Origin of the sequence: Halomonas sp. HP20-15, assembly GCF_033446685.1 — a bacterium.
GTDB lineage: Bacteria > Pseudomonadota > Gammaproteobacteria > Pseudomonadales > Halomonadaceae > Modicisalibacter.
Genome location: NZ_JAWQLY010000002.1, coordinates 333,957 through 360,480 on the forward strand (window position 1 = coordinate 333,957; position 26,524 = coordinate 360,480).

Consider the following 26,524-nt stretch of genomic DNA (forward strand, 5'->3'; position numbering starts at 1 on the left):
CGCCTGACGGCATCGCGGCCCCGGTTTGCGTCGGTTGCTTTGCTCTCAAGCATACACCGCTCGCTATAGGAATAAAAAAAGACCCCCCGAAGGGGGCCAGGGGAGCACGCCAGCTCACTCGTTGCGCCAGGGCCGCTTGCTGAGCCCGGACACGCTCACTTGTTGCCGCCGCCGGCGGTAAACTCGGGGTAGGCCTCGAGGCCGCATTCGGCCAGGTCGACGCCTTCGTATTCTTCCTCTTCGGTAACCCGCACGCCCATGATCGCCTTGATGATCAGCCATACGACCAGGCTGGCGATGAAGACCCAGGCGAAGATGCCGATCGCGCCGATCAACTGCGCGCCGAAGGAGGCGTCGCCGTTGTTGAAGGGCACGACCATCACGCCCCAGATGCCGGCCACGCCGTGCGCCGAGATGGCGCCCACCGGGTCGTCGATGCGGATCTTGTCGAGCATGACGATCGCGGCCACGACCAGCAGGCCGCCGATGGCCCCGATCAGGGTCGCGCCCAGGCCGGTCGGTGACAGCGGGTCGGCGGTGATGGCGACCAGGCCGGCGATCGCGCCGTTGAGCGCCATGGTCAGGTCGGCCTTGCGGAACCAGATCTTGGCCAGGATCAGCGCGGCGATGACGCCACCGGCGGCGGCGGCATTGGTGTTGAGCAGCACCTGGGCCACGTTGTTGGCGGAAGCGACGTCGGAGACCTTCAGTTCGGAGCCGCCGTTGAAGCCGAACCAGCCCATCCACAGGATGAAGGTACCCAGCGCGGCCAGCGGCATGTTGGCGCCGGGGATGGCGTAGATGGCGCCGTTCTTGCCGTACTTGCCCTTGCGCGGGCCGAGCACCAGCACGCCGGCCAGTGCGGCGGCAGCGCCGGCCAGGTGGACGATGCCGGAGCCGGCGTAGTCGGAATAGCCCAGCTCGGAGAGCCAGCCGCCGCCCCAGGTCCAGTAGCCCTCGATGGGGTAGATGAACGCGGTCATCACCACGGCGAAGGCCAGGAATGCCCACAGCTTCATGCGCTCGGCGACGGCGCCCGAAACGATGGACATGGCGGTCGCCACGAACACCACCTGGAAGAAGAAGTCGGCACGCGCCGAGTAGTAGGGCGCGTCGTCGCCACCACTGAGGACCGCATCGACGCCGTTCTCGCTGCCGATCAGGAAGCCGAGGCTGGGCAGGAAGCCGCCGGCGCTGCTCGAATACATGATGTAGTAGCCGATCGCCAGATACATGGTGCAGGCGATGGCGAACAGGACGACGTTCTTGGTCAGAATTTCTGCGGTGTTCTTCGAGCGTACCAAACCCGCTTCCAGCATCGCGAAGCCCGCGGCCATCCACATGACCAGCACGCCGCAGATGAGGAAGTAGAATGTGTCGAGCGCGTAATTGAGCTCTGTCATCGTTATAGTCTCCTAAGTCCGCGCCTCAAACGGCGTCGGCCCCGCGTTCGCCGGTGCGAATACGAATGACGTCTTCAAGCGGCGTGACGAACAGCTTGCCATCGCCGATCTTGCCGCTGTTGGCGGCCTGGCTGACGGCTTCGAGCACGCCTTCCACGCGGCTGTCGTCGACCGCGATCTCGATTTTCACCTTGGGCAGGAAATCGACCACGTACTCGGCACCCCGGTAGAGTTCGGTATGGCCCTTCTGGCGACCGAAACCCTTGACCTCGGTCACGGTGATGCCCTGGACACCGTTGTCGGCCAGTGCCTCCCGGACGTCGTCGAGTTTGAATGGCTTGATAATGGCGGTGATGAGTTTCATCCCTTGTCTCCCGTTGTCGGCTTGCGCCTGAAACCCATTAAGCGCGAGTCATGCCAGTCCGTGTTTTTGTCATTTATTTCAAGGTCATGGATTGTATTTCGGGGAGGGCTGAATGGCCTTGGGCAGCCATGCTGCGGCGCGGATCGCTATTTTGGTGCACCGATGCAGCGGCGATGCGCCATAACGGGGCATGCGTTGTCGAATCGCCTTGCGTATGCTGGAGAGAATCTCAACAAGGAGTGGGTCGATGATCAGTAACGAACGGATCAGCCGTCTCGCCCAGCAGCTGGGTGAGCGCCTTCAGGATGCTTCTCACGCGCCCGAAGAGATCCAGCGCAACGTGCACAACGTGATGCGTGGAGCCTTCGATCGCATGGAGTTGGTGACTCGCGAGGATTTCGACATCCTGATGGATGTCCTCCAGCGCACCCGCGCCCGGGTCGAGTCGCTGGAAAAGCAGGTCGCCGCGCTCGAGGCCAGTCTCGACGACAATGCCGGCGCGCCGGGCTCGCCGGCGATGGTCGCGGCCGACACGGCAGCGCCGCCGGAGGACACGGCGCCCGCCGAAGATACCGACGCCTCGTCGTCCAAGCGGACATAGCGCTGGCCCCCCTTGCGTTGATCTCGAGACTTGCAGTCCCCGTGGCGATCTGTATCACTAGTCCTGTATCGATAAACAGTCATGAACAGAAAACGGGGCGCGGGGCCGCTAAGTTTCCGTATGTAAAGGGGCTATGGCGTGCGGCTTCGCTTGAGCAACCGCCGGGCAAGGAGCCGCCATGGCATTAGCCATCATCACCACGCGTGCGGGACTGGGGCTGGATGCGCCCGAAGTGCTGGTCGAGGTCCACCTGTCCAATGGCCTGCCGGGCATGACGCTGGTCGGTCTGCCGGAAACCGCGGTCCGCGAGAGTCGCGAGCGGGTGCGCAGTGCGCTGCTCAATGCCGGTTTCGAATTTCCCACCACACGACGCATCACCATCAACCTGGCGCCGGCCGATCTGCCCAAGGAGGGCGGGCGTTTCGATCTGCCCATTGCATTGGGCATCCTGGTGGCCTCCGAGCAGATTCCGGCCGCCGCCCTCGAGGGGGTGGAATGTCTCGGCGAGTTGGCCCTCGACGGCCGGCTGCGCCCGGTCACCGGAGTACTGCCGGCGGCGCTGGCGGTCAAGGCGCAGGGGCGCGGCCTGCTGGTCGCGGCGGGCAACGCTGACGAGGCCGCGCTGGCCGGCGACCTGCAGGTGCTGCCCGCCGAGCATCTGTCCCAGGTCGTCGCCCATCTGCTGGGCCAGGCCCGACTTGCACCGCACCGGGTGACGACGCCCGCGCTGCCCGAGCAACCGCTGGCCGACCTGGCCGACGTGCGTGGCCAGTATCAGGCGCGCCGGGCGCTGGAGGTTGCGGCGGCGGGTGGTCACAACCTGCTTTTTTCAGGCCCGCCGGGAACCGGCAAGACCATGCTCGCCAGCCGCCTGCCGGGCATCCTGCCGCCGCTGTCGAGCGACGAGGCGCTCGAGGTCGCGGCGATCCGCTCGGTGTGCGGGCTCGACCTGCTCGATCGCTGGGGCGAGCGCCCGTTTCGCTCGCCGCACCACACCGCCAGCGGCGTGGCGCTGGTCGGCGGCGGTTCGCGGCCGCGTCCCGGGGAGATCTCGCTGGCTCATCAGGGAGTCTTGTTCCTCGACGAGCTGCCGCAATTCGATCGCAGCGTGCTCGAGGTGATGCGCGAGCCGCTGGAGTCGGGGCAGATCCATATCGCCCGGGCCAGCCAGCAGCGCAGCTTTCCGGCCAGTTTCCAGTTGGTCGCGGCGATGAACCCGTGTCCCTGCGGGCACTTGGGCGACCCGCGCCAGACCTGCGTGTGCACCCCGGCTCAGGTGCAGCGCTATCAAGGGCGGCTTTCCGGGCCGTTGCTCGACCGCATCGACCTGCAGGTCGAGGTGCCGGCGATCCCGCCCGACCAGCTCACGGCCGACACCCGGGGCGAGAGCTCCGCGCGCGTCCGCGAGCGGGTGCTGGCGGCCCGTGAGCGGCAACGCGCACGCGGCTTCCTCAATGCCCGCCTGCCGGGGCCCGAGCTCGAGACGGCTTGTGCGCTGAGCGACGCCGAGCGCACCTGGCTGGCCGACGTGCTGACCCGACTCAAGCTCTCGGCGCGGGCCTATCATCGTGTGCTGCGGGTGGCGTTGACGCTGGCCGATCTTGCCGGCGAGCCGCATCTGGGGCGCAGTCAGCTGCTCGAAGCGATCGGCTACCGTCAGCTCGATCGCCTGCGCAGCGGCCAGGACCGGCCCGCCACCGCGAGCAGTTCATATCCGTCGCAAGGCGGCTGACAAGATCTACAAGGGCCAGGACGGCCCTTTTTAGATGTCCGGTGTCTTCGCCGTCGTGAAACGACAGCCACGCCAATGCCAAGGAGGCTCGATGGGCAAGGAACGCGATACCCGATCAGCGACGAACACGACGCCGACTGACTGCGGCGGGCGGTCGGCGCGATGATCGAGCTGCTGCAATCGTTACCGCTGGTAGCCAGTTGGGGGTTGTTCGCTGGCTGCGCGCTGGTCATCGGCGTGCTGGGCACACGGCTGACCCGGGTCGTCGACGATCTGGCCGATCGCACCGGTCTCGGCGAGGCGATCGCCGGCGCCGTATTGCTGGGCATGGCGACTTCGCTATCGGGGATCGTGCTGTCGGTCTCCGCGGCACTGGCCGATCGACCCGAGCTGGCGATGAGCAACGCCCTGGGCGGCATCGCCGTACAGACCCTGTTCCTGACCATCGCCGATGTGGTGCACCGGCGCGCCAATCTCGAGCATGCCGCCGCTTCGCTCGGCAACCTGATGCAGGGCGGGCTACTGCTGTGCCTGCTGGCACTGCTGCTGGTGGGGCGCTTCTCGCCGGAGTGGACGCTGTGGCAGGTGCATCCGATCACGCCGCTGTTGTTCTGTGGCTACCTGTTCGGCCTGCACCTGGTGCGCCGTGCCGAGAGCAATCCCATGTGGAGCCCGTCGCGCACCTACGAGACGCGGCTCGACGAGCCCGACTCGCAGGCCCTGCAACGCTCGCTGGGTTCGCTGTGGCTGGCCTTCGTGCTTATGGCGGCAGTCCTCGGCGTGACCGGCTGGCTGCTCGAGCGCAGCGCCACGGTGATTGCCGAGGAGACCGGGCTCAGCCAGGTCGCGGTGGGGGTGTTGCTGACCTCGATCGCCACCTCGCTGCCCGAACTGGTGACCTCGATCGCCGCCGTGCGGCGCGGTGCGCTGACCCTGGCGGTGGCCGGAATCATCGGCGGCAATGCCTTCGACACCCTGTTCGCGGCGGTCTCGGATATCGCCTACCGGGGCGGCTCGATCTACCACGCGGTGCCCGACGAGGTATCGCTGTGGGTCGCCCTGGCGCTGCTGATGACCGGCATCCTGATCACCGGACTGCTCCGCCGCCAGGAGCGGGGCCCCGGAGGCATCGGCTTCGAGAGCGTGGCGATCATCGGCTGTTACACCGCGGGCGTGGTCATGGTGGTCTTCGGCGGCGGCGGCGGTCGGACCGGCTAGGCCTCGGCGCTGCGCCGCTCAGCGCGGTGACGGTACGCCGTCGCGAATGCGCGCGGAGAAGTCGTCACTGCGCTCGGTTGCCCGGGCGCGCTCGTTGATCAAGCCGCGGGCCTTGAGGTCGGCGAACGACAGGCGGTCGGCCAGCGCGCCGACATCGTAGACGTACTGCGGCAGGTAGCCCGACAGCAGCAACCGATAGTCGAGCGGCAGCCCCGCCACGATTCGCGTCATCATGTCGTAGACCAAGGTGGTGCAGTTGCTGGTCAGGGTGTTGTAGAAGCGCGGCGATTCGCGCAGCGATTGCGCTTCGTCGAGATAGGCGAGCAGTAGTGCGCGGCGCACCTCGGGCGGCATGGCGACCCGGTAGAGATAGACCTGTTCGCCGCGTACGTTGCTGCGCAGGCGCACGATGTCGCGCTCGTCGGCGGCGATCACCGCGACCTCGTAGGACTTGAAGAACCCGCCCAGGGTCGAGAAGGCCTCGCCACGCTCCTTGCGGATCTCCACCGAGAAGCTCAGCTGGCGGCCATCGGCAAAGCCGAAGCTGACCAGCGTGTGGGCGATCGCCGGACCCATCCAATAGGACGCCAGCAGATCCACCGAGCTCAACTGGCCGAGGTCGTAGCTGCGGGTTTCCCAGCGCTCGGTATAGCGCTCGGGGGTCTGCCAGTCGAAGTTGCGCACGTTATGCAGCGTGAGTCTGTCGCCGTGGCGCTCGCCGGAAACCAGCCTGGCCACCTCGGGCGCCCAGTTGCGCTCGCCCGATGGCCGGATCGACAGCCACCACAGCCCCAACACCACGAACAGCAGCAGGTAGCCGGCCAGTGCCCGCCAGCGCAGGGGCGGGGGATAGAACAGCGCCACGCAGCAGCCCAGGGCGAGCAGGCCCCACAGTGCGCCGGCGGTGATTCGCAACCCCTCGGAGCCCGGCAGGCGGAACCACAGGGCCAGACACGCCCAGCCCGCCGACAGCGCGACGACCAGCGCCAGCAGCAAGCGTCCGGCAAGCGACAGCAGGCAGGCTAGCGACATCCGCTCAGCCGTCGAGCCCGGCGATCAGCGCGTCGAGTCGTCCCGGCGCGAGGGCATCGGCGAGCGTGCTGATGCGCAGCACGTGCCCGAGCGCGGGATGAGCGGGACGATGGACGAGCGTGCCGGCATCGAGCAGTTGGCGATGGATTCTGGCGGCCCGGTCGGCATCGGCGAGGCGCACGGCGATGAAATTGGTGTCGCTGGGCGGCACGTCGCCGCCCAGGCCGCGCAACCGCTCGGCGAGGCGCTCGCGGCAGGCGACGACCGCACCCACGTGGTCGCGGGTCTCGTCGGGATGGTCGAGCACGGTCTCGGCGGCGGCCAGCGCCAGCGACGAGACGGCATAGTGGATGCGTACCTTGGTCAGCATGGTCAGGGCCTCGGGCTCGGCGATCGCGTAGCCGATGCGCAGCCCCGCCAGCCCATGGGCCTTGGAGAACGTGCGCAGGCGGATCACCCCGGGCCACACCGCACCCGCCGCGGGCGCCTCGGCGTCGCGGCGAAAGTCGTGATAGGCCTCGTCGAGCAGCAGCGTACAGGCCTCGGGCAGGGCCTCGCGCAGGGCGAGCACCGCGTCGTCGTCGTGCAGGTGGCCGCCGGGGTTGTCGGGGTTGGCCAGATACACGAGGCGCGCATTCTCGCGATGCGCCCGCTCGGCAAGCGCCTGCAGGTCGGGGGCGAGCAGCCCCGGGGCATCCCGGTAGGCGACTTCGCTCATCCTACAGCCCTGACCCGCGGCGAAGTAGCCGAAGGTCGGGTAGGTGCCGGCGCTGGCGATCACCGGACTGTCCGGCTCGCAGGTGGCGCGCAAGGCCAATGCGATCAGGCTGTCGGCGCCGGCGTCGACCAGCAGCGACTCGAGCGGGGTGCCCAGCGCATCGCTCAGGCGTTGGCGGACGCCGAACGCCTCGGCGTCGCCGTAGGCGCGTGCCAGTTCGGCGAATTCGGCGCCAAAGCGCGCCGTCAATGCCCGATGCGGCATGTCGAGCCCTTCATTGGAACCCAGGCGATGGGGGATGCGGCGTCCCAGGCGGCGCTCGAGGGCCTTGAGGCCCGGGAAGGGGTTGGTCGGTCCCTGGCGATCAAGATGGCGGGCATAACGCGACATGACGGTTCCTTTTTGGCGGACGCACGGGCGAGCGTGATGGAGCGAGGACAAGCGCTCTCGCTGGGCCCATTGTGACGCTCGGCCCCGGGTCTGGCAAAAGCGCCGTGGGTGCGCTTCGGATGCATTTCGAGCACGATTTGGGCGCGTTTGGCGCGGTTTCGGGCGCTTCCTATAGCGCCGAGGCGTCGAGTGCGCCGGTGAGCGTCTGCTGCCAGCGGGGCTCGGCATTGCCGGGCCGGCGCAACGCGAGTTCCAGCCGGTAGGGCAGCAGCCGGCGATCGGAGAGCGTCAGCGCCGGTCCTTCGGCGATCAAGCGGCTTTCCAGCAACCATTGGTTGTCCGGCGCTTCGCGAGTGGCCCTGTCCGGCGTCCAGTCGAGCACCTGGGGGCCCGAATTGACGGCCAGCAGGGCGCGGGTCAGGGTCTCGCCGAACTGCGCGGGTTCGATCGACAGTGCGGCATCGATTTCGGCGGGCGCCAGCAGCAGAACGCGCTCGCCATCCGGCACCTGCCACACGGGGGCGGCGAGGGCCGTCTCGGCGGCTCGCTCGCCCAGTCCATAGAGCGCCTGACGGACGGTCTTGGGCGGGCCGGGGTTGCTCGCGCAGCCGCTCAGGGTCAGCGCGATCAGCAGCGCGATCAGCCATCCTGCGGTATGAATCGTCGATGCGTATCGGGGCATGTTCAGGGCGTCGTGGTGGGGTGATCGGCAGGGGCCGGGGCGCTGTGGAAGCCGGCGAGAAAAGCGTCGAGCTCGTCGAACAGCGGCTCGCGGATGAAGGCCGACTCGTTGACCAGATGATGACGTGCCTCGGGATGGCGGACCACTCGCGCCCGCGGAAACTTACCGGTTAGCACCTCGAGATTCCACGCCCAGTCGACGGTCAGGTCCTGCTCGCCCTGCAGAATCAGCACCGGCAGATCGCTGGCCGGCAGCGCCAGCATGTGGCTCATCCAACGGCGCATCGCCGTGACCCAGGTCAGCGTCAGGCGGTCGGGCTGCAGTGGGTCGCTTTCACGCAGGAAGGCGGCGAAGTCGGCATCGTTGGAATTGGCCTGGTAGGTGCGCGGGATCGAGCGGATGAACGGGCTGGCCAGGCGATGCAGCCAGCTCGACTGCGGCCAGCCCCACGGTCTCACCAGCGGTGCGAGCAGCGCGAGGCCTTGCCAGGGCGAGGCCGTACCGCGACCCAGCGCATCGGTGGCGAGGATCGCCGCGCCGGTACTCTGGCCGATGCCCACCCACGGATGAGGCGCCAGGCCTTCGTCGGTGAGTTGACGCTGCAGGGCCTGCAGGCAGGCGCCATAGTCCTCGAAGTCGTCGATGGTCGCGCGCGCGCCGCTGGACAGGCCGTGGCCCGGCAGGTCCCACAGCACCACGCGCCAGCCCTGGTCGAGCAGGCGCTCGAGCAGGTGCCGGTAGAGCCCCAGGTGGTCGAAGTAACCGTGCACGACGAATGCCGTGCCGCGCGGTTGCTCGGGCGTCCAGATCTGTGCCCACAGCCGGTAGCGCTCGGTGTCGACGAAGCCGGCGTAGAGGCCGACCCGACGACTGAGCAGCGGCGCCAGCCGATAGTGCTCCAGGTAGTCGCTCAGCGCGCGAGGCGGCGATGCACTTACCCGGGCCAGCGGTCCGAGGGCCTGTAGGGGTTCGAATTGGCTCATTGGGCTCCTTTGTTTTATACGCCTCCATGCTAGCGTCGATTGTGAACCAGTGCAGGCCATGTGTCGCTAACCGATGACGCTCCTCGAGCGCTTGCCCCTCCCGGGGTTTTCTGGGCTATTATGTGGAATGGATTTCCATATTTTCTTTCATGAGCGCTTCTCGCACCGCGCTGACGCTCATGCAGTGCAGCAGGAGGTAGCTTGCCATGACTCAACGCGTCACACGCCACCGTCTCCAGGTGGCCGCCGAACTCGATCGCTTCCTCGACGAGGCTGCGCTTCCCGGTAGCGGGGTCGATCCCGAGGCCTTCTGGGCCGGGCTCGATGCACTGGTTCACGATCTGACACCCAAAAACCGCGAACTACTCGCCGAACGCGAGCGCCTGCAGGGCGAACTGGATGCGTGGCACAAGGCCCATCCCGGGCCGGTGCGCGATCTGGGCGCCTACCGGGACTTCCTGAAGCGGATCGGCTATCTGGTCGACCCGCCGGCGAACGTCGCGGCTACCACCCGCAATGTTGACGATGCCATCGCCGTGCAGGCCGGCCCGCAGTTGGTGGTGCCGATGAGCAACGCCCGCTACGCCCTCAACGCCGCCAACGCGCGCTGGGGCAGCCTCTACGATGCGCTCTACGGCAGCGACGCGATCGGCGAGGAAGGCGGCGCCGAGAAGGGCAGCGGCTATAACCCCAAGCGCGGCGAGAAGGTCATCGGCTACGCCCGCAACGTGCTCGACCAGGCCGCGCCGCTGGCCGAGGGCTCGCATCGCGATGCACAGCGCTACACCATCAGCGGCCGTCATCTCACGGTGACGCTCAAGGGCGGGCGGGATGTCGGCCTCAAGCGCCCCGACCAGTTCCTCGGCTTCCAGGGCGAAGCCGCCGCGCCGACGGCGATATTGCTCGCCAACCACGGCCTGCACCTAGAGATCCAGTTCGACGCCGAGCACGCCATCGGCAAGACCGACCCGGCACATGTCAAGGACGTGGTACTCGAGGCGGCGGTGACCACCATCATGGACTGCGAGGATTCGGTGGCGGCGGTCGATGCCAAGGACAAGGTCGGCGTCTACGCCAACTGGCTGGGGTTGATGCGCGGCGATCTTACCGAGACCATCGACAAGAATGGCAAGTCCTTCACCCGCCGACTCAACCCGGACCGCGAGTACCGTGCGGCCGACGGCAGCGAGCTGAGCCTGCCCGGACGCTCGCTGCTGTTCGTGCGCAACGTCGGCCATCTGATGACCACTCCGGCGATACTCGACGGCGACGGCAACGAGATCCCCGAAGGCATTCTCGACGGCCTGGTGACCAGCCTGATCGCGCTGCATGATCTCAAGCGCGAGGGTGGTAACAGCCGCACCGGCTCGGTCTACATCGTCAAGCCCAAGATGCATGGCCCGCAGGAAGTGGCGTTCGCCAACGAGCTGTTCTCGCGTGTCGAGGACGTGCTGGGGATGGCCCGCGACACGCTGAAGATCGGCATCATGGACGAGGAGCGGCGTACCACCGTCAACCTCAAGGCCTGCATCGATGCGGCGCGCTCGCGGGTGGCGTTCATCAATACCGGCTTCCTCGATCGCACCGGCGACGAGATGCACACCGCCATGGAAGCCGGGCCGATGCTGCGCAAGGGCGACATGAAGGGCGCCAAGTGGATCGCCGCCTACGAGAAGAACAACGTTCAGGTCGGGCTGGCCTGCGGTCTGCGCGGACGCGCCCAGATCGGCAAGGGCATGTGGGCGATGCCCGACAAGATGGCGGCGATGCTCGAGCAGAAGGTCGGCCATCCCAAGGCCGGTGCCAATACCGCCTGGGTGCCCTCGCCGACCGCCGCGGTGCTGCATGCGCTGCATTATCATCAGATCGATGTCGCCGCCATCCAGCAGGAACTCGAAAGCCAGGGCGAAGCTGACCTGCTCGACGATCTGCTGACGGTGCCGGTGGTCGAATCGGCCGACTGGGCAAGCGATGAGATCCAGCAGGAGCTCGACAACAACTGCCAGGGCATTCTCGGCTACGTGGTGCGCTGGGTCGAACACGGTGTGGGCTGCTCGAAGGTACCCGACATCCACGACGTCGGCCTGATGGAGGACCGCGCCACGCTGCGTATCTCCAGCCAGCACATCGCCAATTGGCTGTATCACGGCGTGGTCAGCGAGGCCCAGGTGCGCGAGACCCTGGAGCGCATGGCCAAGGTGGTCGACGATCAGAACGCCGGCGACCCGGAGTACACGCCGATGACTGCGCACCTGGCCGACTCCAGCGCCTTCCAGGCCGCCTCCGACCTGATCTTCAAGGGGCGCGAGCAGCCGGCCGGTTACACCGAGCCGCTGCTGCACCACTGGCGCGCGGTGCACAAGGCGAAACACTGAAGCTACGGGCTACGGGCTACGGGCTACGGGCTACGGGCTACGGGCTATCCTGGCGCTCGCGGCTCGCGGCTCGCGGCTCGCGGCTCGCGGTCTGTGCGTCGCGGGGCGCTTGCGCTATCTTGGGCGCAACCGCCGAGCGCCATCGAGCCCGCCAGGAGAGAGCCATGACCGTAATGACCGCCGCCGCCATCGAGGAGTTTCTCGACGAGGTGTTTCCTCATCGTCAGGGCACCATCGAAGGTGTCGACGAAATGCGCGCCACCATGAGCCTGGCGATCGAGGACGAGCATCTGCGCCCCGGCGCCTGCGTTTCCGGGCCGAGCATGATGTCATTGGCAGACGTCTGCTTGTACGTGGCGATTCTCGCCCAGATCGGCCCCGAGTCGATGGCGGTGACCAGCGATCTGAACTGCCACTTCCTGCGCCGTGCCCGCGGCGATCGCGACCTGATCGCCAATGCCCGGGTGGTCAAGCTGGGCCAGCGCCTGGCGGTGGGCGAGGTCGAGCTGTTCTCGGCCGGCGATGACCGGCCGGTGGCGCTGGTCACGGCGACCTACGTGCTGCCCGATCGGGACGACGACTGAATCATGTCGCGGGGCGCGCCCGCGCCGCGCAGACGGCCAGCGCCAGCCAGCCGCCCATCAGCAGTAACCCGCCGAATGGCGTGACCGGCCCCAGCCAGCGGGCGCCGGTCAGCACCAGCAGATACAGCGAACCCGAGAACAGCAGGGTTCCCGTGGCCCACAGCGCCAGCACCAGACGCTGGCCGCGCAGCGGCTGGGTGGTTCGCCAGATCAATATCCCGAGCATCGCCAGGGTGTGCCAGGCCTGGTAGCGCACGGCGGTCTCGAAGACCTCGAGCAGGCGCGGCGAGGCGTGAGCCTGCAGGCCGTGCGCGCCGAAGGCGCCGGCGGCCACGCTGAGCAAACCGCTGAGCGCGACGCCGATCCAGGCAAAGCGATGGGGCATGGTTGGGCACTCCTGACTACGCTGTTTTAGTGAGTCCTATTGGACGGTGGAGACCGTTCGGGGCGGCCCTGGGGAGGGCCGAGGCCTCACCGAGGCTTTCGTCACTCGGCGTGTCTCGCTATGATGCCGCCCCGTCGGCCTGCCTGGCGAGCCATTTGCCCGGCGACTCGACCGCGAAGAGACAACAACAGCCAAGGAGAAATGCCGCCATGGAAGCCCTAATGTCGCTCGTCGCGCCCCTGCGCGACAGTATCGAAGCGGTCATGATGCCGATCAGCGACTTCATCTGGAGCTACATCCTGGTTTATCTGCTGCTGGGGGCGGGGCTGCTGTTCACCGTGCTCACCCGGGGCATGCAGTTCCGGCTGTTCGGCCACATGGCGCGGGTCACCGTCTCGGCGCGTGGCGCCGGCGAGGGAGTCAGCGGCTTTCAGGCGTTCGCCACCTCGCTGGCGGCGCGGATCGGTACCGGCAACCTGGCCGGTGTGGCGATTGCCCTGTGGGTCGGTGGCCCGGGGGCGATCTTCTGGATGTGGATGACCGCGCTGGTGGGCTTCGCCACCTCCTTCGTCGAATCGACGCTGGCGCAGACCTACAAGCATCGCAACGAGGATGGCGTGTTCCGCGGCGGCCCGGCCTATTACATCGAGCGTTGCCTGGGCTGGCGCTGGCTGGGTGCGCTGTTCGCGATCTTCCTGCTGATCGCCTACGGCCTGGCCTTCAATGCCGCGCAGTCCAACACCATCGCCCAGGGCATGAACGGCGCCTTCGGCGTCCCCCATTGGCTGACCGGCATCGTGCTGGTTTGCGTGGTGGCGGTGGTGATCTTCGGCGGCCTCAAGGCGGTGGCGCGCACCGCGGAGATGATCGTGCCGGTGATGGCGATCGCCTATCTGCTGGTCGCGCTGTGGATCCTGTTCGCCAACATCAGTGAAGTGCCGGCGATGCTCGCGCTGATCGTCAAGAGCGCCTTCGGCTTCGGCCCGGCGGTCGGCGGCGCGGCCGGCTACGCGATCAAGGCGGCGATGGAGAACGGCATCAAGCGCGGGCTGTTCTCCAACGAGGCGGGCATGGGCTCGGCGCCCAACGCCGCGGCGCAGGCGACGGTCAAGCATCCCGCCGCCCAGGGGCTGGTGCAGTCGTTCGGGGTGTTCGTCGATACCCTGGTGATCTGCAGTTGCACGGCGGTGGCGATCCTGCTGTCGGGCGTCTACGAAACGCTGCTGAGCAACTCGCCTGGCGACTCGATCGAAGGCATCAAGCTGACCCAGGATGCGATGGCCGACCATCTGGGGATGTTCGGCGAGATATTCATCGCCATAGCGATCCTGCTATTCGCCTATACCTCGATCATCGCCAACTTCTCGTTTTCGGCGGTGAATATCGAGTATCTGTTCCGCGGCCATGCCAAGCGGGCGGTGAGCGTGCTGCGCTGGGCGGTACTGGCGATGACCATGATCGGCGCGCTGGCCAAGCTCGAGTTCGTCTGGCACTTCGCCGACCTGGCGATGGGGCTGATGGCGACCACCAACCTGTTCGCGATCCTGATCATGTCGCCGATCGCCATCCGCGTGCTCCAGGATTACGAGCGCCAGCGCCGGGAGGGCATCGCCGAACCGGTGTTCGACCCCAAGGTGCTCAAGAAGCCCGAGCAGGTCGACAGCGACGTCTGGCCGCCACGCGATGTCTGACGCCGAGGGTGTTCGCGGCAACGTTTGGCGTTAAAATGACGGCCCGTCCTTAATGACGGGCCGTTAACGCTTTCGATCACCGACGCAGAGACGCCATGCAGATTCAGCTCAATGGGCAGCGCCATACGCTCGACGGTGAACCGACCATCGACGATCTGGTCACGACGCTGGGCCTGACCGGGCGGCGCATTGCGGTCGAAGTCAACGAAACGATCGTGCCGCGCAGCCAGCACGCCGCGACCCGGCTGGCCGACGGTGACCGGGTCGAGGTGGTACACGCCATCGGCGGCGGTTGATTGCCGTACGGCGCGGCAGGCGCGATGGTCGCAGTCACTATTTCCTCGGAGTCATTATGACGGATCTTCAACTCGATCGGCCGTGGCAGGTCGCCGGACGTACGTTCCATTCGCGGCTGCTGGTCGGCACCGGCAAGTACCGTGACCTCGACGAGACCGCCGCGGCGGTCGCCGCCAGCGGTGCCGAGATTGTCACCTTCGCCGTGCGCCGTACCAATCTGGGCCAGAGCCCCGGCGAGCCCAACCTGCTCGACGCCGTGTCGCCCGAGCGCTACACGCTGCTGCCCAACACCGCCGGCTGTTATACCGCCAAGGACGCCGTGCGCACCTGCAAGCTGGCGCGCGAGCTGCTCGATGGCCACAAGCTGGTCAAGCTCGAGGTGCTGGGCGACGACAAGACGCTTTATCCCAACGTGGTCGAGACCCTCAAGGCCGCCGACGAACTGGTCCGCGACGGCTTCGAGGTGATGGTCTATACCAGCGACGACCCGATCGTCGCCAAGGAACTCGAGAATCTCGGCTGCAGCGCGGTGATGCCGCTGGGCTCGCTGATCGGCTCGGGCCACGGCCTGCTCAACCCGGCGAACCTGGCGCTGATCGTCGAGAACGCCGGCGTGCCGGTGCTGGTCGACGCCGGCATCGGCACCGCATCCGATGCGGCGCTGGCGATGGAGATGGGCTGTGCCGGGGTGCTGATGAACTCGGCGATTGCTCATGCCCGTCACCCGGTGGTGATGGCCGGCGCCATGAAGAAGGCCATCGAGGCCGGCCGCGAGGCGTTCCTCGCCGAGCGCATGCCGCGTCGTGGCCATGCCGAGGCATCCTCTCCCGCCAGTGGGCGAATCAACTCCTGAGCGCGCGGCGTTCTTGTCCCGATACAATCCCAATGCGATCAATCCAAGTGCGAGTGGCATGAGTGATAACCGTTTGAGCGTCGAAAGCGAGACCCCAGCATCCGACGGCCCGCGCCCGCAGCGTGGCATCAAGAGCTATGTGCTGCGTGCCGGGCGCATGACCGCCGCCCAGACCCGCGGTCTCGAGGAGGTCTGGCCGCGCCTTGGACTGAGCGTCGCCGATGGCCTGTTGGATCTCGATGCGCTGTTCGGGCGCCACGCACCGCGGGTGGTGGAGATCGGCTTTGGCATGGGCGCCTCGCTGATCGAACAGGCGCAGGCCCATCCGAAGACCGACTTCATCGGCATCGAGGTGCACGCCCCGGGCGTGGGCAAGCTGCTCGACGAGGCCGACAAGCGTGAGCTAGGCAATCTGCGGGTCTATCGCGACGACGCCCTGGAGGTGCTGTCGCGATGCATCCCCGAGGCCAGCCTCGACGGCCTGCAACTGTTCTTTCCCGACCCCTGGCCGAAGAAGAAGCATCACAAGCGGCGTATCGTCCAGCCGGCCTTCGTCGAGCTGGTACGCACGCGGCTCAAGCCCGGCGGCACGCTGCACATGGCGACCGACTGGCAGGCCTATGCCGAGTACATGGCCGAGGTCATGGCCGCCGCACCCGGTTATCGCAACACCGCGAACGAGGGCGATTACGTGGCGCGCCCCGAGTTCCGCCCGCTGACCAAGTTCGAGCAGCGTGGCGCGAAGCTCGGGCATGGCGTGTGGGACCTGATCTTTTCTCGCAGCGACTGAGCGGCGGTCGGGCTGGTGCGTGTTCAGCAGGCGCGCCGGTTGCCGACGAGGGGCGCTCGCGTGCCGGCTCTCATCAACGCCATGCCGACACCGACCGAGGCCAGCAGCATACCGAGTATACCCAGCGCTCCCGGCGTGTCGCCGAACATCGCCGCCGCCCAGGCCATCGTCACCGGCGGGGTCAGATAAATCAGTGTCGAGGTCAGGTTGACCCCGAAGCGGCGCAGGCAGGCGACGAAGAAGCCGTAACCGCCGAGGCTGGAGAAGAGCACCAGCCAGCCGATGGCCGTCAGGGTGGGCGAGTCCAGCGTCGGCAGCGGCACCCGGCCGTATCCCTCGATCAGCGCGGCGACCGCGAACACACCGGTCGCCGCTGCCAACTGGGCGGTCAGGGTGGCGTCCATGGCCAACGTTGTCGGGTAGCGTGCGGCGAGTACGCTGCCCAGCGTCACCGATACGACGGACAGTAGCGGCAGCCCATAGGCCCACCATGCCGCACCGCCCTGGGTGTCAAAATCTTCGGCGACGCACAGGAAGACACCCGCGCTGGCGATGGCCATGCCCAGCCAGCGCAGCCTGCCCGAGCGTTCGTTCAGCACCAGGCTGGCCAGGCTCGCCGCCAGTAGCGGCTGCAGCGCGGTGATCAAGGCGGTGACACTGGTGCCGACGCCGGCCTGGATGGCCAGCATCACGCCGAGCAGGTACCCGCCCATGGTCAGGCTACCGATCCCCGCCTCGATGAATAGACCGCGGCACGCGGCTGAGCGTGTCCCCGCTATTCGCCACCATAAGACAGCCAGCAGCGTGGCCAACGCGAAGCGCCAGGCAAATAGCGCCATCGGCGGCAGGGCGACCTCGGCTGCCAGCCGGCCGCCGATGAATCCCGAGCTCCAGCACACCACAAAGCCCAACGCGACCAGCAAAGACACTAGCGATGCCGCCATGCGCTTTCCCCTGTGTAGGCGAATTCAGGGCTTGAGCGTGGCGCAGCATCAGGCTTCAATAAATCGAATAATATTGCACATAGGGTTCAATATGAGTGAAGTCTCTGTCGCCGCACTCGATCTCGAGCTGTTGCGTACCTTTCAGGCCGCGGCGCATCTAGGCTCGTTGGCTGGCGCCGCCGAGCAGCGTCACCGTAGCGTCAGCGCGATCAGCATGCAGCTCAAGCGGCTCGAGGATGTGCTGGAGACCCGGCTGCTCGAGCGCGGCCCGCGCGGAGTCACACCGACCGCAGCGGGCGAGTCGTTACTGCGCGAATCGCGTGAATTGCTGCGCTTGCATGATGGCATGTTGGCGCGCTTCACCGGGCGCGGGCTGGGTGGCAAGGTGCGTTTCGGCTTGCCCGAGGATTATGCGCGTGAACTGCTGGGCGATGTACTACCCGATTTTATGGCGCGCCATCCTGACGTTTTGCTCGAGGCGTTCACCGCGACCAGTGGCGAGTTGGCTCGCCAGTTGAGCCACTCCAACCTGGCCCTGGCGGTGCTGCTGGACAGACCGCAGCGCCTGCCTGGTGGCGAAGCATTGTGGCAGACCTCACCGGTATGGGCCGGCCCACGCCTGGGGCAACTCACCGAGCACTTCAGCCTGCCGCTGGCGTTGCACTCTATCGATTGCCCTTATCGGGACCTGGCGGTGGAGTCGCTGGACGTCATTGGCAAGCCCTGGCATGCGGTGTTTACCAGCACCAGTATTCATGCAGTCGAGAAAGCGATCGAGGCGGGATTGGCGATCGGTGTAATCGACCGCCAGCGCCTGACACCCTCGATGCGTGAACTGGGTGAAGCGGAAGGGCTGCCTGCACTTCGGCCCTGTGAGGCACGCTTGTACCTCGCCACGCAGATCGAGCAGTCATCGCGCCCCGCCGTCGAGGCATTGGCTGCACTGCTGCGCGAGCGGCTTTTCGAGCGTGGGCCATGGCGAGCGGAGGCGCTGCGCTGAGTTGCCGCCCACAACGGCGACACCGTGAAGACAAGATTCGATAAGCAAACGACTCGTCGGGAAGGGTGTCATAAAAGGTGACGTCACAAAAAAAGCCGCCCGGGGGAGGGCGGCTGTAAGACCGTGACTAGCTTGATGAGGAGATAACCATGGCAGGAACCTGACATTCGCTGCGATGGTCTGTGGCGCTTTGGCAAACGCCACAATCAAAAGGTAATGGTTCTCATTTGTGATGTCAATCTAAAAGAGAAATATTTCCAATAAGACGCCGCGCTGAATTGATGCCTAGCCGGTCAGCGTCAGCCAGGCCGGCAGGCTGAGCATGGCGAGCAGCGTCTGGCCGGTGATCAGCGCCGCCATCAATTCGGCGTCGCCACCCAGCTGGCGCGCCAGGATGTACGCCGAGGTGGCGGTGGGCAGGGCGGCGAAGAGCAGTGCGACGTCGCGACTGATCGGATCGAGCCCGGTCAGCCAGGCCAGCGCCAAGACCAGGGCCGGCATCAGCAAAAGCTTGACCAGATTGGCGCTCCACACGCCACGGTCGAGGCGCGTCAACGCGCGCGGGCGCAGCGCCACGCCCACCGCAACCAGGCCGAGTGGCAGCGCGGCGCGGCCCAGCAGGGCGACGGCCTGTTCGCTCCACCCTGGCAGACCGATGCCCGAGAGATTGAGGGCGATGCCGGCGATACAGGCCAGGATCAGCGGGTTGCGGGTCAGTGCCGCGAAGCTCTTGGCGAGGCTCGACGGGCCCAGGGTGCCGGCGGCGATGAAGCACGCCACGCACAGCACGTTGACGACGGGCACCATCAGCGCCACCGCCACCGCGGCGACCGTCGCCCCGGCGCTGCCGTGCAGAGCGGCCGCACCGGCGACGCCGACGTAGGTATTGAAGCGCAACGCGCCCTGGAACACCGACGTGAACGCCGCCGCGTCGAGCCCCAGCGCGGGGCGGACCCACCACAGCACGGCCGCGAAGCCGACGATGGCGCCCAGCAGCACGATGGCAACGCGGCCCACCGGAACCTGGGAGACATCGGCGGTGGCCAGTGTGGACACCAGCATGGCGGGGAACAGCAGGAAGTAGATCAGGCGCTCCATCTGCGTCCAGAAATCGTCACCGGGCAGGCGTCGCCAGCCGAGCAGGGCACCCAGCAGGATCAACAGAAACAGCGGGCCCAGGGCGCCTTGAACGCTGCTCATCGAGTTCTCCTTATCCCAGGGGGCGGTCACAAAGATCGGTCGCGATGCGGATGCGACATCCTTACGCAGGCTGCCGGTGCCGGCGAGCTGCTAAGCTTATCGCGATTTTTCCGGCCAGGATGGACTTGCCAATCACGCCATGCATCGCCAAGACGCCGACAATGCACGCCCGCCGCTGCTCGATCTATTGATCGTCGTCACGTTGACGACGGTCGTCGTCGCGTTGGGCTACCTGCTGCATTACGACCTGAGCCGCGCCGGGGACGGCACGCGGGCCGCCGCTTCGGAGACGACATGCCGCGTCGCGCGGAGTGTTGTCCAGGCCGCGCCGGACGCGGGCACAAAAAACCCCGCACGCCAGGCGTGCGGGGGCGAGCGCCATTCTCATGGCTAGCATCGCTAGGCGTTCTCGAAAGCCTTAGCCGTTCTGGTCGCTCTGGCTCTTGTCGCCTTCTTTCTGGTCTGAAGCCTTCGACTCGGCTTTGGCTTCGGCCTTGGTCACGTCGAGCAGCTCGACCTTGAAGGTCAGCGCCTGGTTGGGGCCGATCGGGCCGCCGGTGCCGGCCGGGCCGTAGGCCAGGTCGGACGGCAGGTAGACCATCCAAGTATCGCCGACGCTCATCATCTTCAGCGCTTCCTGCCAACCGGGAATGACCTGGTCGACGCGGAACTCGACCGGCTCGCCGCGCTCGTAGGAACTGTCGAAGACGGTGCCATCGATCAGCTTGCCTTCATAGTTGACCTTGACGGTATCGTTGGCATCCGGCGAGGTGCCGTCACCCGACTCGAGCACCTTGTACTGCAGGCCTGAGTCGGTGACCTTGACGCCTTCCTTCTTGGCGTTCTCGGCGAGGAACTCCTCGCTCTTGGCCTTGTTCTGCTCGGCGGCCTGCTTGGCCAGCTTCTGACGCTCGGCGTTCTGCTGCTGCTGGAACTTGGTCAACGCCTCGGTCATCTCCTTCTTGCTCATCTGCAGGTCTTTGCCGGCATAGACGTCCTCGACGGCCTTGGTGAAGCTGTCGATATCCAGGTCCTTAATATCCTGGGAGAGGCTCTGGCCGAGCGTTACGCCGATGCTGTAGCTGAGCTTTTCCTGATCGCTCTGGGGGGCGGCTAGGGCCCACGGCGCGCTTGCCAGTAGTGTTAAGGCAACGGCGGTCACCCGAGTTTTCATGAAATCTCCTTGGTTTCGTGATTCGGCATGCGATGAAAGTCTTTCGGTGGGCGATGACTCACAGCACGCCCAACCGTCATTAGGACTCTAACAGGGCGTGTCGGGTTCCGCATCCATGCGCTCCCGGGCTCCGACTTGACATTGCCATGGCTTTGCTCTTTTCTGGATTGACATCGACAATAAAGGGGAACGTGATGCAAATGCGCAATATCGTGATCGGTGTTACCGCTTTGGGTATGGTGAGTGTCGCTTCATCGGCATTCGCCGAAACTTGGCGCTTCGGCCTCGAGGAGACCGAAGGCAGTGTTCAGTACAGCTACGCCGAAGAATTCAAGAAGATGATCGAGGAGAAGAGCGACGGTGATATCACCGTGAAACTTCTCCCCTACGGTTCCTGGGGCTCTAGCTACTCGGCGCTCTACGATGCCATCCAGAATGGTGCGATCCAGATCGGTTTCGGCTCTGGCTTTCTCGGCGGCACGGTACCCGAAAGCCAGTTGATGAGTCTCAACTTCGTCATGCCCAATGACCAGCTCCAAACGGCGAAGATACTCAACTCCGACGCCTTCCTGAAGAGCGATCCCTGGCAGCAGTCGTACCGCGAGCGCGACTTGGTGCCGCTGGGCGCGCTACCCGAGGGCTACCAGGTCTGGACCGCCAACAAGGAGATCCGCACTCCGCAAGACATGCAGGGGCTGCAGATTCGCGTCATGGACAACAGCCTGCTGCGCAAGACTTATCAGGCTTACGGCGCGGCACCGATCACCATCGCTTATGGTGAATTGTACAGCGCTCTGCAACAGGGCCAGGCCGAAGGCAATATCCAGCCGGTCTTCGCGCACGAGAACATGGGTTTCTACGAAGTTCAGGACTACATGATCTTCGCAGACCAGTCGCAGTTCATCGCCAATCTGATCGGTAATCTCGATTGGTATGAAGGGCTGTCCGACGAGCAGCGTCAGATGCTCGACTCCACATTGGATGAAATGGTCCAGAAGGGGCACGATATTCAGACGCAGTTCAACTCAGAGCGTCTCGACACCATCAAGGAAAAGAGTGATATCAACGTCATCAAGCTGAATGATGAAGAGCGCGCCAAGTTCCGCGAACTCGCCAAGCCGGTTCGCCAGGTCTATGTCGACATGGCCGGTGAGCGTGGCAAGCAGTCGCTCGATATCCTGCTCGAGCAGATCAAGCAGGCTCAGGGCAACCAGGGCTCCTGATCGCAAAACCAACGTGCCGGCCAGGGTGACTGGCCCGTCGACTCACTGCCCGGAAGCGAGAGCTTCCGGGCAGTTTCGTTTGTCCGTACGAAGGCGTCGCTCCAGCCCCGGGGGCGGAGCCGTGGCATAAGTTGCAGGCCTCGACAAACAGCCGCCACATGGCAGGGCGGCCGGTGTGGTGGTGGATGAGCGTGACGCACGGCGCAAAGCGAGGCGGCCCGGCACTGGGCCGGGCCGACGGGATCAATCGCCGCCCAGCGAGGGCAGCAGCAGGGATATCTGCGGGAACAGGATAAGGATCAGGGTCGCCAGCAGCAGGATGGCAATGAACGGCGGCGTGCCGCGAATCACGTCCATGTAGGGGCGGCGGAACACGGCGATGGCCGTGAAGATGTCGCAGCCGAACGGCGGCGTCGCCGAGCCGATAGCCGCCTGCAGCGTGACGATGACGCCGACATGCACCGGATCGAGCCCGGTGGACTGGACCAGCGGCTTGAAGATCGGCACCAGGATCAGGATCACCACAATGGGGTCGACGAACATGCAGCCGACGAAGAAGGCGGCGGCGATCAGCAGCAGCGCCAGGAACTGGCTGTCGCCGATACCATCGATGATGGGGCCGAGGATCTGCTCCGGCACGCCGGCCGTGCCCAGCGTCTGGGAGAAGGCGGCGCCGATGGCAACGAGGATGAAGACCACGGCGGTGATCATGCCCGTGGACAGGGCCAGGCTGCCGAGATCGCGGATCGAGACCTGGCGATAGATGACCACTTCCAGGATCAGGGCATAGGCCACGGCCACTGCCGAGGCCTCGACGGCGCTGAAGAAGCCGCCATAGATGCCCCCGACGACCAACACCGGGAAGCCGAGCGGCAGGATCACCCGCCGGATGGCGTGGAAGCGCTCGCTCCAGGTGGCCTTGGGTTCAGGCTCGATGCCCTTGAGGCGCGAATCGATATAGCAGTAGAGCGAGAACAGGCCGAGGATCAACAGCCCCGGCAGGATGCCGGCCAGGAACAGGTCGCCGATCGAGGTCTTCATCACCACGCCATAGACGATGAAGCCGATGCTGGGTGGAATCAGCAAGGCGACGTCGCTGGCATTAATGATCAGCGCCAGGGTGAAGCTGTCAGAATAGCCGCGGGCCAGCAGGCGCGGGCGCATCGGCCCGCCCATCGCTACGACCGTTGCCTGGGTGGAGCCCGAAACAGCGCCGAACAAGGCGCAGGAGGCGGCGGTGGTGATGGGCAGGCCACCACGGATGTGCCGGGTGAAGGCATCGACCACATCCAGCAGCCGATTGGCCGTATGGCCCTTGGTGAGAATATCCGCGGCGAAGATGAACATCGGTACCGCGGCCAGCACCCAGCTGCCCACACCGTTGATCATCCAGCTGACCGCTTGATCGGGGCCGAAGAAGGTCATACCGGTGAACATCATATAAAGCGTGCCCGCCGCCAAGGGAACCATCATCGGGAACCCCAGAAGGAGAAGCACGAGCATGATCACGCCTAGCCAAATGAGCATGAGATAATCCTCGTGTCTAGCATGGTATTGGTGTTGTTGAGTGGCTATGCATCGCGCTTCGACGCGTCGCTATCCGGCGAATCGTCATCGTCGTTGGGCACCTCGGAATACGTTTCCTTTTCGTTGAAAGAGCGGTAGATATCATCGCTCACGAAATTGCGCGCAGTGGTCAGTAGGTACTGGGCACCGGCCAGGGTGAAGCCGACGGGAAGCGCGAGATAGACAATCCACAGCGGAATGCCCAACGAGGCGCTGGCGCGCCCGCGCTCCTGAATGGTGATGACGTACTCGGTAGACTTGTAGGCGAAGTAGAACATCAGCACCGCCGTGCCCAGACAAATGAGGATCAGCAACGCCTTGCGCAGCCGACCGCTTAACTGATCGTAGAAGGCCGACATGCTGATATGGCGGGCGTGCCGTGCAGCATAGCCGACACCGACGAAGGTGATTACCACGATGAGCATCTCGGTGACTTCGTAGGTGCCGGCGATACCGCTGCCGAAGATGATGTTGCCGACCACGTGAGCGCTCATCAGCGCGGCCATGACCAGTACACTACCGGCCACGATAGTTCGCTCGATCACGCCAAGGCCCCGATCGAGGACGCTCAGGATGCGCAGCAGACCGGCGGGTTTTTTCTGGCGATCGCCGGAGGAGGGGGATGTTGGAGTCATGTCGCAAGCTTTCCTTGTTATGTCAGGAGTGGCGCGCCGACAGTGGCTGGCCTCTAGCCCGAAAGCCACCGACAACGTTGCCCATGGACGAAGACGAATCGCTCACTTGAAGTTACAGCCTTTGTTGCAACAGCGCTACACGCCGCCCGGCTCCCGAATCGCTTGCAGGCCGACTGCCAAAGTCATCAGCGCGCCGGCGAGCGTGTCGTCGAGATGGCCTCCCAGATGGCTTGCCAGGCGGGTCTGCAGGTCACCGTCTGACGAGCGCCAAGGACGAATGCCTTCGCCGCATCGCGTCAGGGCCTGCAACTGCTCCAGCGCCTCGCGCTCGGCCGCCAGCTCGGCGTGTTTGAGCCGTTCTCGCCAGTCGGCCAGTGGCGAGCCGGGCCGGGCATGGGGCTTGAGGGCGCGACGTCGCGCGCGTAGGGGATAGGTCCGGCGGGTCTGATGCTCGCGGACCGGCGCCAGGGCCTCGCAGACGCAGGGGGTCGTCACCAGGCCGAGGTGATCCAGCCAGCCCAGCCATAGCAGTTCGCAGACGTCGGCGTCGGCCCGATCCTGCAGGACGAGGCAGGCGCTGGCGATTGCCGGATCGCCATACGTTGCCAAGGCATAGCGCCAGAGTGCATCGGGGGCGGTCACGGCGAAGGGGGATTGGGTACAATGGTCGGTCATTAGCGACGACGGACAGTGTGTCCTGCAGCCTTCAGAGTCGACGGGAGAACGGCATGATCGCATTACGCCAGCTGGCCCTGCAACGCGGCACCCAGCCGCTGTTCGAGGACGCCGAGCTGACCCTGCACCACGGTCACAAGGCCGGCATCGTCGGTGCCAACGGCAGCGGCAAGTCGAGCCTGTTCAAGCTGCTGCTCGGCGAACTGGCCCCCGACCGCGGCGAGGTCAGCCTGTCCGGCGGCCAGCGAATCGCCCACATGGCCCAGGAGGTCGAGTCGCTGTCGCGCTCGATCCTCGACTACGTGCTCGATGGCGACCGTGAACTGCGTCGTACCCAGGCTGCGCTCGAGGCCGCCAGCGCCAACGGCGAGGCCCATCGCGAGGCCGAGCTGCACGGCCGGCTCGAGGCGCTCGACGGCTACAGTGCGCCGGCCCGGGCCGCGCGACTGCTGGTTGGCCTGGGCTTCACCCAGGACGACCTCGAGCGCCCCCTGGCATCGTTCTCGGGTGGTTGGCGGATGCGCGTCAATCTCGCCCAGACGCTGTTCATGCCATCCGACCTGCTGTTGCTCGACGAGCCCACCAACCACCTCGACCTGGATGCGCTGCTGTGGCTCGAGCAATGGCTGACGCGCTACCCCGGGACGCTGCTGCTGATCTCCCACGACCGCGACTTCCTCGACGCGGTATGCGAGCACATCGTTCACGTCGACCAGCGCCGGCTGACGCTCTACAGCGGTAACTACACCACCTTCGAGCGCACCCGCGCCGACAAGCTCGCCCAGCAGCAGGCCGAGGCGGCCAAGCAGCAGGCGCGGCGCGAGGAGATCGAGCGCTTCGTGGCGCGCTTTCGCGCCCAGGCGACCAAGGCGCGCCAGGCGCAGAGCCGGCTGAAGATGCTCGAGCGCATGCAGACCATCGCCGTGGCGCACGTCGATTCGCCGTTCCACTTCACGCTGCCGTCCGCCGACAAGACCTCGCATCCGCTGCTGGTGCTCGACGAGGCGCGGCTGGGCTACGGCGACGTCTCGGCGCTGCTCGATGACGTCAAGCTGACGCTGCTGCCCGGTCAGCGCATCGGCCTGCTGGGCCCCAATGGCGCCGGCAAGTCGACGCTGATCAAGTCGCTGACCGGCGATTTGCCGTTGCTGGCCGGCAAGCGGGTGCCCGGCGAGCACTTGAAGATCGGCTACTTCGCCCAGCACCAGCTCGACGGGCTCGACCTCACCGCCACCCCGTTCATGCACGTGCAGCGCCTGTCGCCGACCGCCAGTGACCAGGCGGTCCGCAATTTCCTGGGTGGCTTCGGCTTCAAGGGCGACGACGCCTTCGGCGAGGTGGGACGCTTTTCCGGCGGTGAAAAAGCCCGCCTGGCACTGGCGCTGGTGGCGTGGCAGAAACCCAACCTGCTGCTGCTCGACGAGCCCACCAACCACCTCGACCTGGAGATGCGGGAAGCGCTCACCGAGGCGCTCGCGGCTTTCGAGGGCACGGTGATCATCGTCTCGCACGATCGCCACCTGCTGCGCGCCACGGTCGATGAGTTCTGGCGGGTCGCCGACGGCCGGGTGACGCCGTTCGACGGCGATCTCGACGACTACCGGGCCTGGCTCAAGGCGCGCCTCGAGGGTGCGCGGCGCGAGGCGCGGGCCGAGAAGGCCGGCGCCACGACGGCCGAGGCGCCGCCGGCCGATCGCAAGGCCTCGCGGCGTGCCGCCGCCGAATTGCGCGAAAAACTGCGCCCGCTCAAGCGCGAGCGCGACAAGATCGAACGGCGCATGGGCGAGGCCCAGAGCAAGCTCGGTGAGCTCGAGGCGGCGCTGGGCGAGCCCGAGCTGTACACCGATACGGCCCGCAAGACCGAACTGACCGACCTGCTGGCTCGCCAGGGCGAGTTCAAGGCCGAGGTCGACGCGCTCGAGCAGGCGTGGCTCGAGGCCGAGGAGAAGCTGGAACGGCTGGAGGCCGAGCTGGTCGGCGAAAGCTGAGTCCGGCTCGCGCCGAGGACA

General features: G+C 66.1%; 26 protein-coding genes. 13 read left to right on the plus strand and 13 right to left on the minus strand.

Annotated features, from left to right (window positions below; all coding sequences use genetic code 11):
- Positions 1–155 precede the first annotated feature (155 nt).
- Both R6258_RS03940 and R6258_RS03945 read right to left on the minus strand, forming a co-directional pair.
- The gene (locus R6258_RS03940) at positions 156–1,403 is read right to left on the minus strand and encodes an ammonium transporter (protein WP_318447689.1); all 1,248 of its coding nucleotides are present in this window, start codon (positions 1,401–1,403) and stop codon (positions 156–158) included.
- Between the two features lie 25 nt (positions 1,404–1,428).
- Positions 1,429–1,767, minus strand: coding sequence for a P-II family nitrogen regulator (locus R6258_RS03945; protein ID WP_031384898.1), 339 nt, complete (start codon positions 1,765–1,767; stop codon positions 1,429–1,431).
- 247 nt (positions 1,768–2,014) lie between these two features.
- On the opposite strand from R6258_RS03945, the gene R6258_RS03950 reads away from it, so the two are divergent.
- The 3 genes from R6258_RS03950 to R6258_RS03960 all read left to right on the plus strand — a co-directional run bounded on the left by R6258_RS03950 (position 2,015) and on the right by R6258_RS03960 (position 5,318).
- Positions 2,015–2,368, plus strand: a complete 354-nt coding sequence (locus R6258_RS03950; RefSeq protein ID WP_318447692.1) for an accessory factor UbiK family protein — start codon at positions 2,015–2,017, stop codon at positions 2,366–2,368.
- A gap of 178 nt (positions 2,369–2,546) precedes the next feature.
- Complete coding sequence (locus R6258_RS03955) at positions 2,547–4,100, plus strand: YifB family Mg chelatase-like AAA ATPase (RefSeq protein ID WP_318447694.1); 1,554 nt, start codon at positions 2,547–2,549, stop codon at positions 4,098–4,100.
- Positions 4,101–4,262: 162 nt separating this feature from the next.
- Positions 4,263–5,318 carry a sodium:calcium antiporter gene (locus R6258_RS03960; RefSeq protein WP_318447696.1) on the plus strand — a complete coding sequence of 352 codons (1,056 nt, stop codon included), beginning with the start codon at positions 4,263–4,265 and terminating at the stop codon, positions 5,316–5,318.
- Positions 5,319–5,336: 18 nt separating this feature from the next.
- Here the strand turns inward: R6258_RS03960 and R6258_RS03965 are convergent, their stop codons facing one another.
- The 4 genes from R6258_RS03965 to R6258_RS03980 form a co-directional block, all read right to left on the minus strand.
- Positions 5,337–6,350 carry a DUF4105 domain-containing protein gene (locus R6258_RS03965; protein WP_318447698.1) on the minus strand — a complete coding sequence of 338 codons (1,014 nt, stop codon included), beginning with the start codon at positions 6,348–6,350 and terminating at the stop codon, positions 5,337–5,339.
- 4 nt (positions 6,351–6,354) lie between these two features.
- Positions 6,355–7,458 (minus strand): aminotransferase class I/II-fold pyridoxal phosphate-dependent enzyme, encoded by a 1,104-nt coding sequence (locus R6258_RS03970; RefSeq protein WP_318447700.1) that lies wholly within the window; start codon positions 7,456–7,458, stop codon positions 6,355–6,357.
- A 169-nt stretch (positions 7,459–7,627) separates the two neighbouring features.
- Positions 7,628–8,140, minus strand: a complete 513-nt coding sequence (locus R6258_RS03975; RefSeq protein ID WP_318447702.1) for a hypothetical protein — start codon at positions 8,138–8,140, stop codon at positions 7,628–7,630.
- A 2-nt stretch (positions 8,141–8,142) separates the two neighbouring features.
- The gene (locus R6258_RS03980; RefSeq protein WP_318447704.1) at positions 8,143–9,123 is read right to left on the minus strand and encodes an alpha/beta hydrolase; all 981 of its coding nucleotides are present in this window, start codon (positions 9,121–9,123) and stop codon (positions 8,143–8,145) included.
- A gap of 206 nt (positions 9,124–9,329) precedes the next feature.
- Between R6258_RS03980 and R6258_RS03985 the strand changes: the two genes are divergently transcribed.
- Both R6258_RS03985 and R6258_RS03990 read left to right on the plus strand, forming a co-directional pair.
- The gene (locus R6258_RS03985) at positions 9,330–11,498 is read left to right on the plus strand and encodes a malate synthase G (protein ID WP_318447706.1); all 2,169 of its coding nucleotides are present in this window, start codon (positions 9,330–9,332) and stop codon (positions 11,496–11,498) included.
- 164 nt (positions 11,499–11,662) lie between these two features.
- Positions 11,663–12,082, plus strand: coding sequence for a PaaI family thioesterase (locus R6258_RS03990; RefSeq protein ID WP_318447708.1), 420 nt, complete (start codon positions 11,663–11,665; stop codon positions 12,080–12,082).
- A gap of 1 nt (position 12,083) precedes the next feature.
- Here the strand turns inward: R6258_RS03990 and R6258_RS03995 are convergent, their stop codons facing one another.
- On the minus strand, positions 12,084–12,467 hold the full coding sequence (locus R6258_RS03995; RefSeq protein ID WP_318447710.1) for a DUF423 domain-containing protein: 384 nt from the start codon (positions 12,465–12,467) through the stop codon (positions 12,084–12,086).
- Positions 12,468–12,676: 209 nt separating this feature from the next.
- On the opposite strand from R6258_RS03995, the gene R6258_RS04000 reads away from it, so the two are divergent.
- The 4 genes from R6258_RS04000 to trmB all read left to right on the plus strand — a co-directional run bounded on the left by R6258_RS04000 (position 12,677) and on the right by trmB (position 16,098).
- On the plus strand, positions 12,677–14,158 hold the full coding sequence (locus R6258_RS04000) for a sodium:alanine symporter family protein (protein ID WP_318447712.1): 1,482 nt from the start codon (positions 12,677–12,679) through the stop codon (positions 14,156–14,158).
- 95 nt (positions 14,159–14,253) lie between these two features.
- Positions 14,254–14,454 (plus strand): sulfur carrier protein ThiS, encoded by a 201-nt coding sequence (gene thiS, locus R6258_RS04005; protein WP_318447714.1) that lies wholly within the window; start codon positions 14,254–14,256, stop codon positions 14,452–14,454.
- 56 nt (positions 14,455–14,510) lie between these two features.
- Complete coding sequence (locus tag R6258_RS04010) at positions 14,511–15,308, plus strand: thiazole synthase (RefSeq protein WP_318447715.1); 798 nt, start codon at positions 14,511–14,513, stop codon at positions 15,306–15,308.
- Between the two features lie 58 nt (positions 15,309–15,366).
- On the plus strand, positions 15,367–16,098 hold the full coding sequence (gene trmB, locus R6258_RS04015; RefSeq protein ID WP_318447717.1) for a tRNA (guanosine(46)-N7)-methyltransferase TrmB: 732 nt from the start codon (positions 15,367–15,369) through the stop codon (positions 16,096–16,098).
- Positions 16,099–16,121: 23 nt separating this feature from the next.
- On the opposite strand, the gene R6258_RS04020 is transcribed toward trmB, so the two are convergent.
- Complete coding sequence (locus R6258_RS04020; protein ID WP_318447719.1) at positions 16,122–17,042, minus strand: DMT family transporter; 921 nt, start codon at positions 17,040–17,042, stop codon at positions 16,122–16,124.
- A gap of 91 nt (positions 17,043–17,133) precedes the next feature.
- Between R6258_RS04020 and R6258_RS04025 the strand changes: the two genes are divergently transcribed.
- Entirely contained in the window at positions 17,134–18,042 is a 909-nt protein-coding gene (locus R6258_RS04025) for a LysR family transcriptional regulator (protein ID WP_318447721.1), read from the plus strand.
- Between the two features lie 285 nt (positions 18,043–18,327).
- On the opposite strand, the gene R6258_RS04030 is transcribed toward R6258_RS04025, so the two are convergent.
- Complete coding sequence (locus R6258_RS04030) at positions 18,328–19,242, minus strand: AEC family transporter (RefSeq protein WP_318447723.1); 915 nt, start codon at positions 19,240–19,242, stop codon at positions 18,328–18,330.
- Between the two features lie 139 nt (positions 19,243–19,381).
- Between R6258_RS04030 and R6258_RS04035 the strand changes: the two genes are divergently transcribed.
- Positions 19,382–19,636, plus strand: coding sequence for a hypothetical protein (locus R6258_RS04035; RefSeq protein WP_318447725.1), 255 nt, complete (start codon positions 19,382–19,384; stop codon positions 19,634–19,636).
- A gap of 24 nt (positions 19,637–19,660) precedes the next feature.
- Here the strand turns inward: R6258_RS04035 and R6258_RS04040 are convergent, their stop codons facing one another.
- Complete coding sequence (locus tag R6258_RS04040; protein WP_318447727.1) at positions 19,661–20,416, minus strand: FKBP-type peptidyl-prolyl cis-trans isomerase; 756 nt, start codon at positions 20,414–20,416, stop codon at positions 19,661–19,663.
- A 194-nt stretch (positions 20,417–20,610) separates the two neighbouring features.
- Here R6258_RS04040 and dctP point away from each other — a divergent pair, with 194 nt between their 5' ends.
- A complete protein-coding gene (dctP, locus tag R6258_RS04045) occupies positions 20,611–21,639 on the plus strand; it encodes a TRAP transporter substrate-binding protein DctP (RefSeq protein WP_318447729.1) in 1,029 nt (342 codons plus the stop codon).
- Positions 21,640–21,882: 243 nt separating this feature from the next.
- Here the strand turns inward: dctP and R6258_RS04050 are convergent, their stop codons facing one another.
- The 3 genes from R6258_RS04050 to R6258_RS04060 all read right to left on the minus strand — a co-directional run bounded on the left by R6258_RS04050 (position 21,883) and on the right by R6258_RS04060 (position 24,515).
- The gene (locus tag R6258_RS04050) at positions 21,883–23,166 is read right to left on the minus strand and encodes a TRAP transporter large permease (protein ID WP_318447731.1); all 1,284 of its coding nucleotides are present in this window, start codon (positions 23,164–23,166) and stop codon (positions 21,883–21,885) included.
- A 44-nt stretch (positions 23,167–23,210) separates the two neighbouring features.
- Positions 23,211–23,840, minus strand: a complete 630-nt coding sequence (locus R6258_RS04055; protein WP_318447733.1) for a TRAP transporter small permease — start codon at positions 23,838–23,840, stop codon at positions 23,211–23,213.
- 135 nt (positions 23,841–23,975) lie between these two features.
- Positions 23,976–24,515 carry a TIGR02444 family protein gene (locus R6258_RS04060; RefSeq protein WP_318447735.1) on the minus strand — a complete coding sequence of 180 codons (540 nt, stop codon included), beginning with the start codon at positions 24,513–24,515 and terminating at the stop codon, positions 23,976–23,978.
- Between the two features lie 53 nt (positions 24,516–24,568).
- Here R6258_RS04060 and R6258_RS04065 point away from each other — a divergent pair, with 53 nt between their 5' ends.
- The gene (locus R6258_RS04065) at positions 24,569–26,503 is read left to right on the plus strand and encodes an ABC-F family ATP-binding cassette domain-containing protein (protein ID WP_318447737.1); all 1,935 of its coding nucleotides are present in this window, start codon (positions 24,569–24,571) and stop codon (positions 26,501–26,503) included.
- Positions 26,504–26,524: the final 21 nt, after the last annotated feature.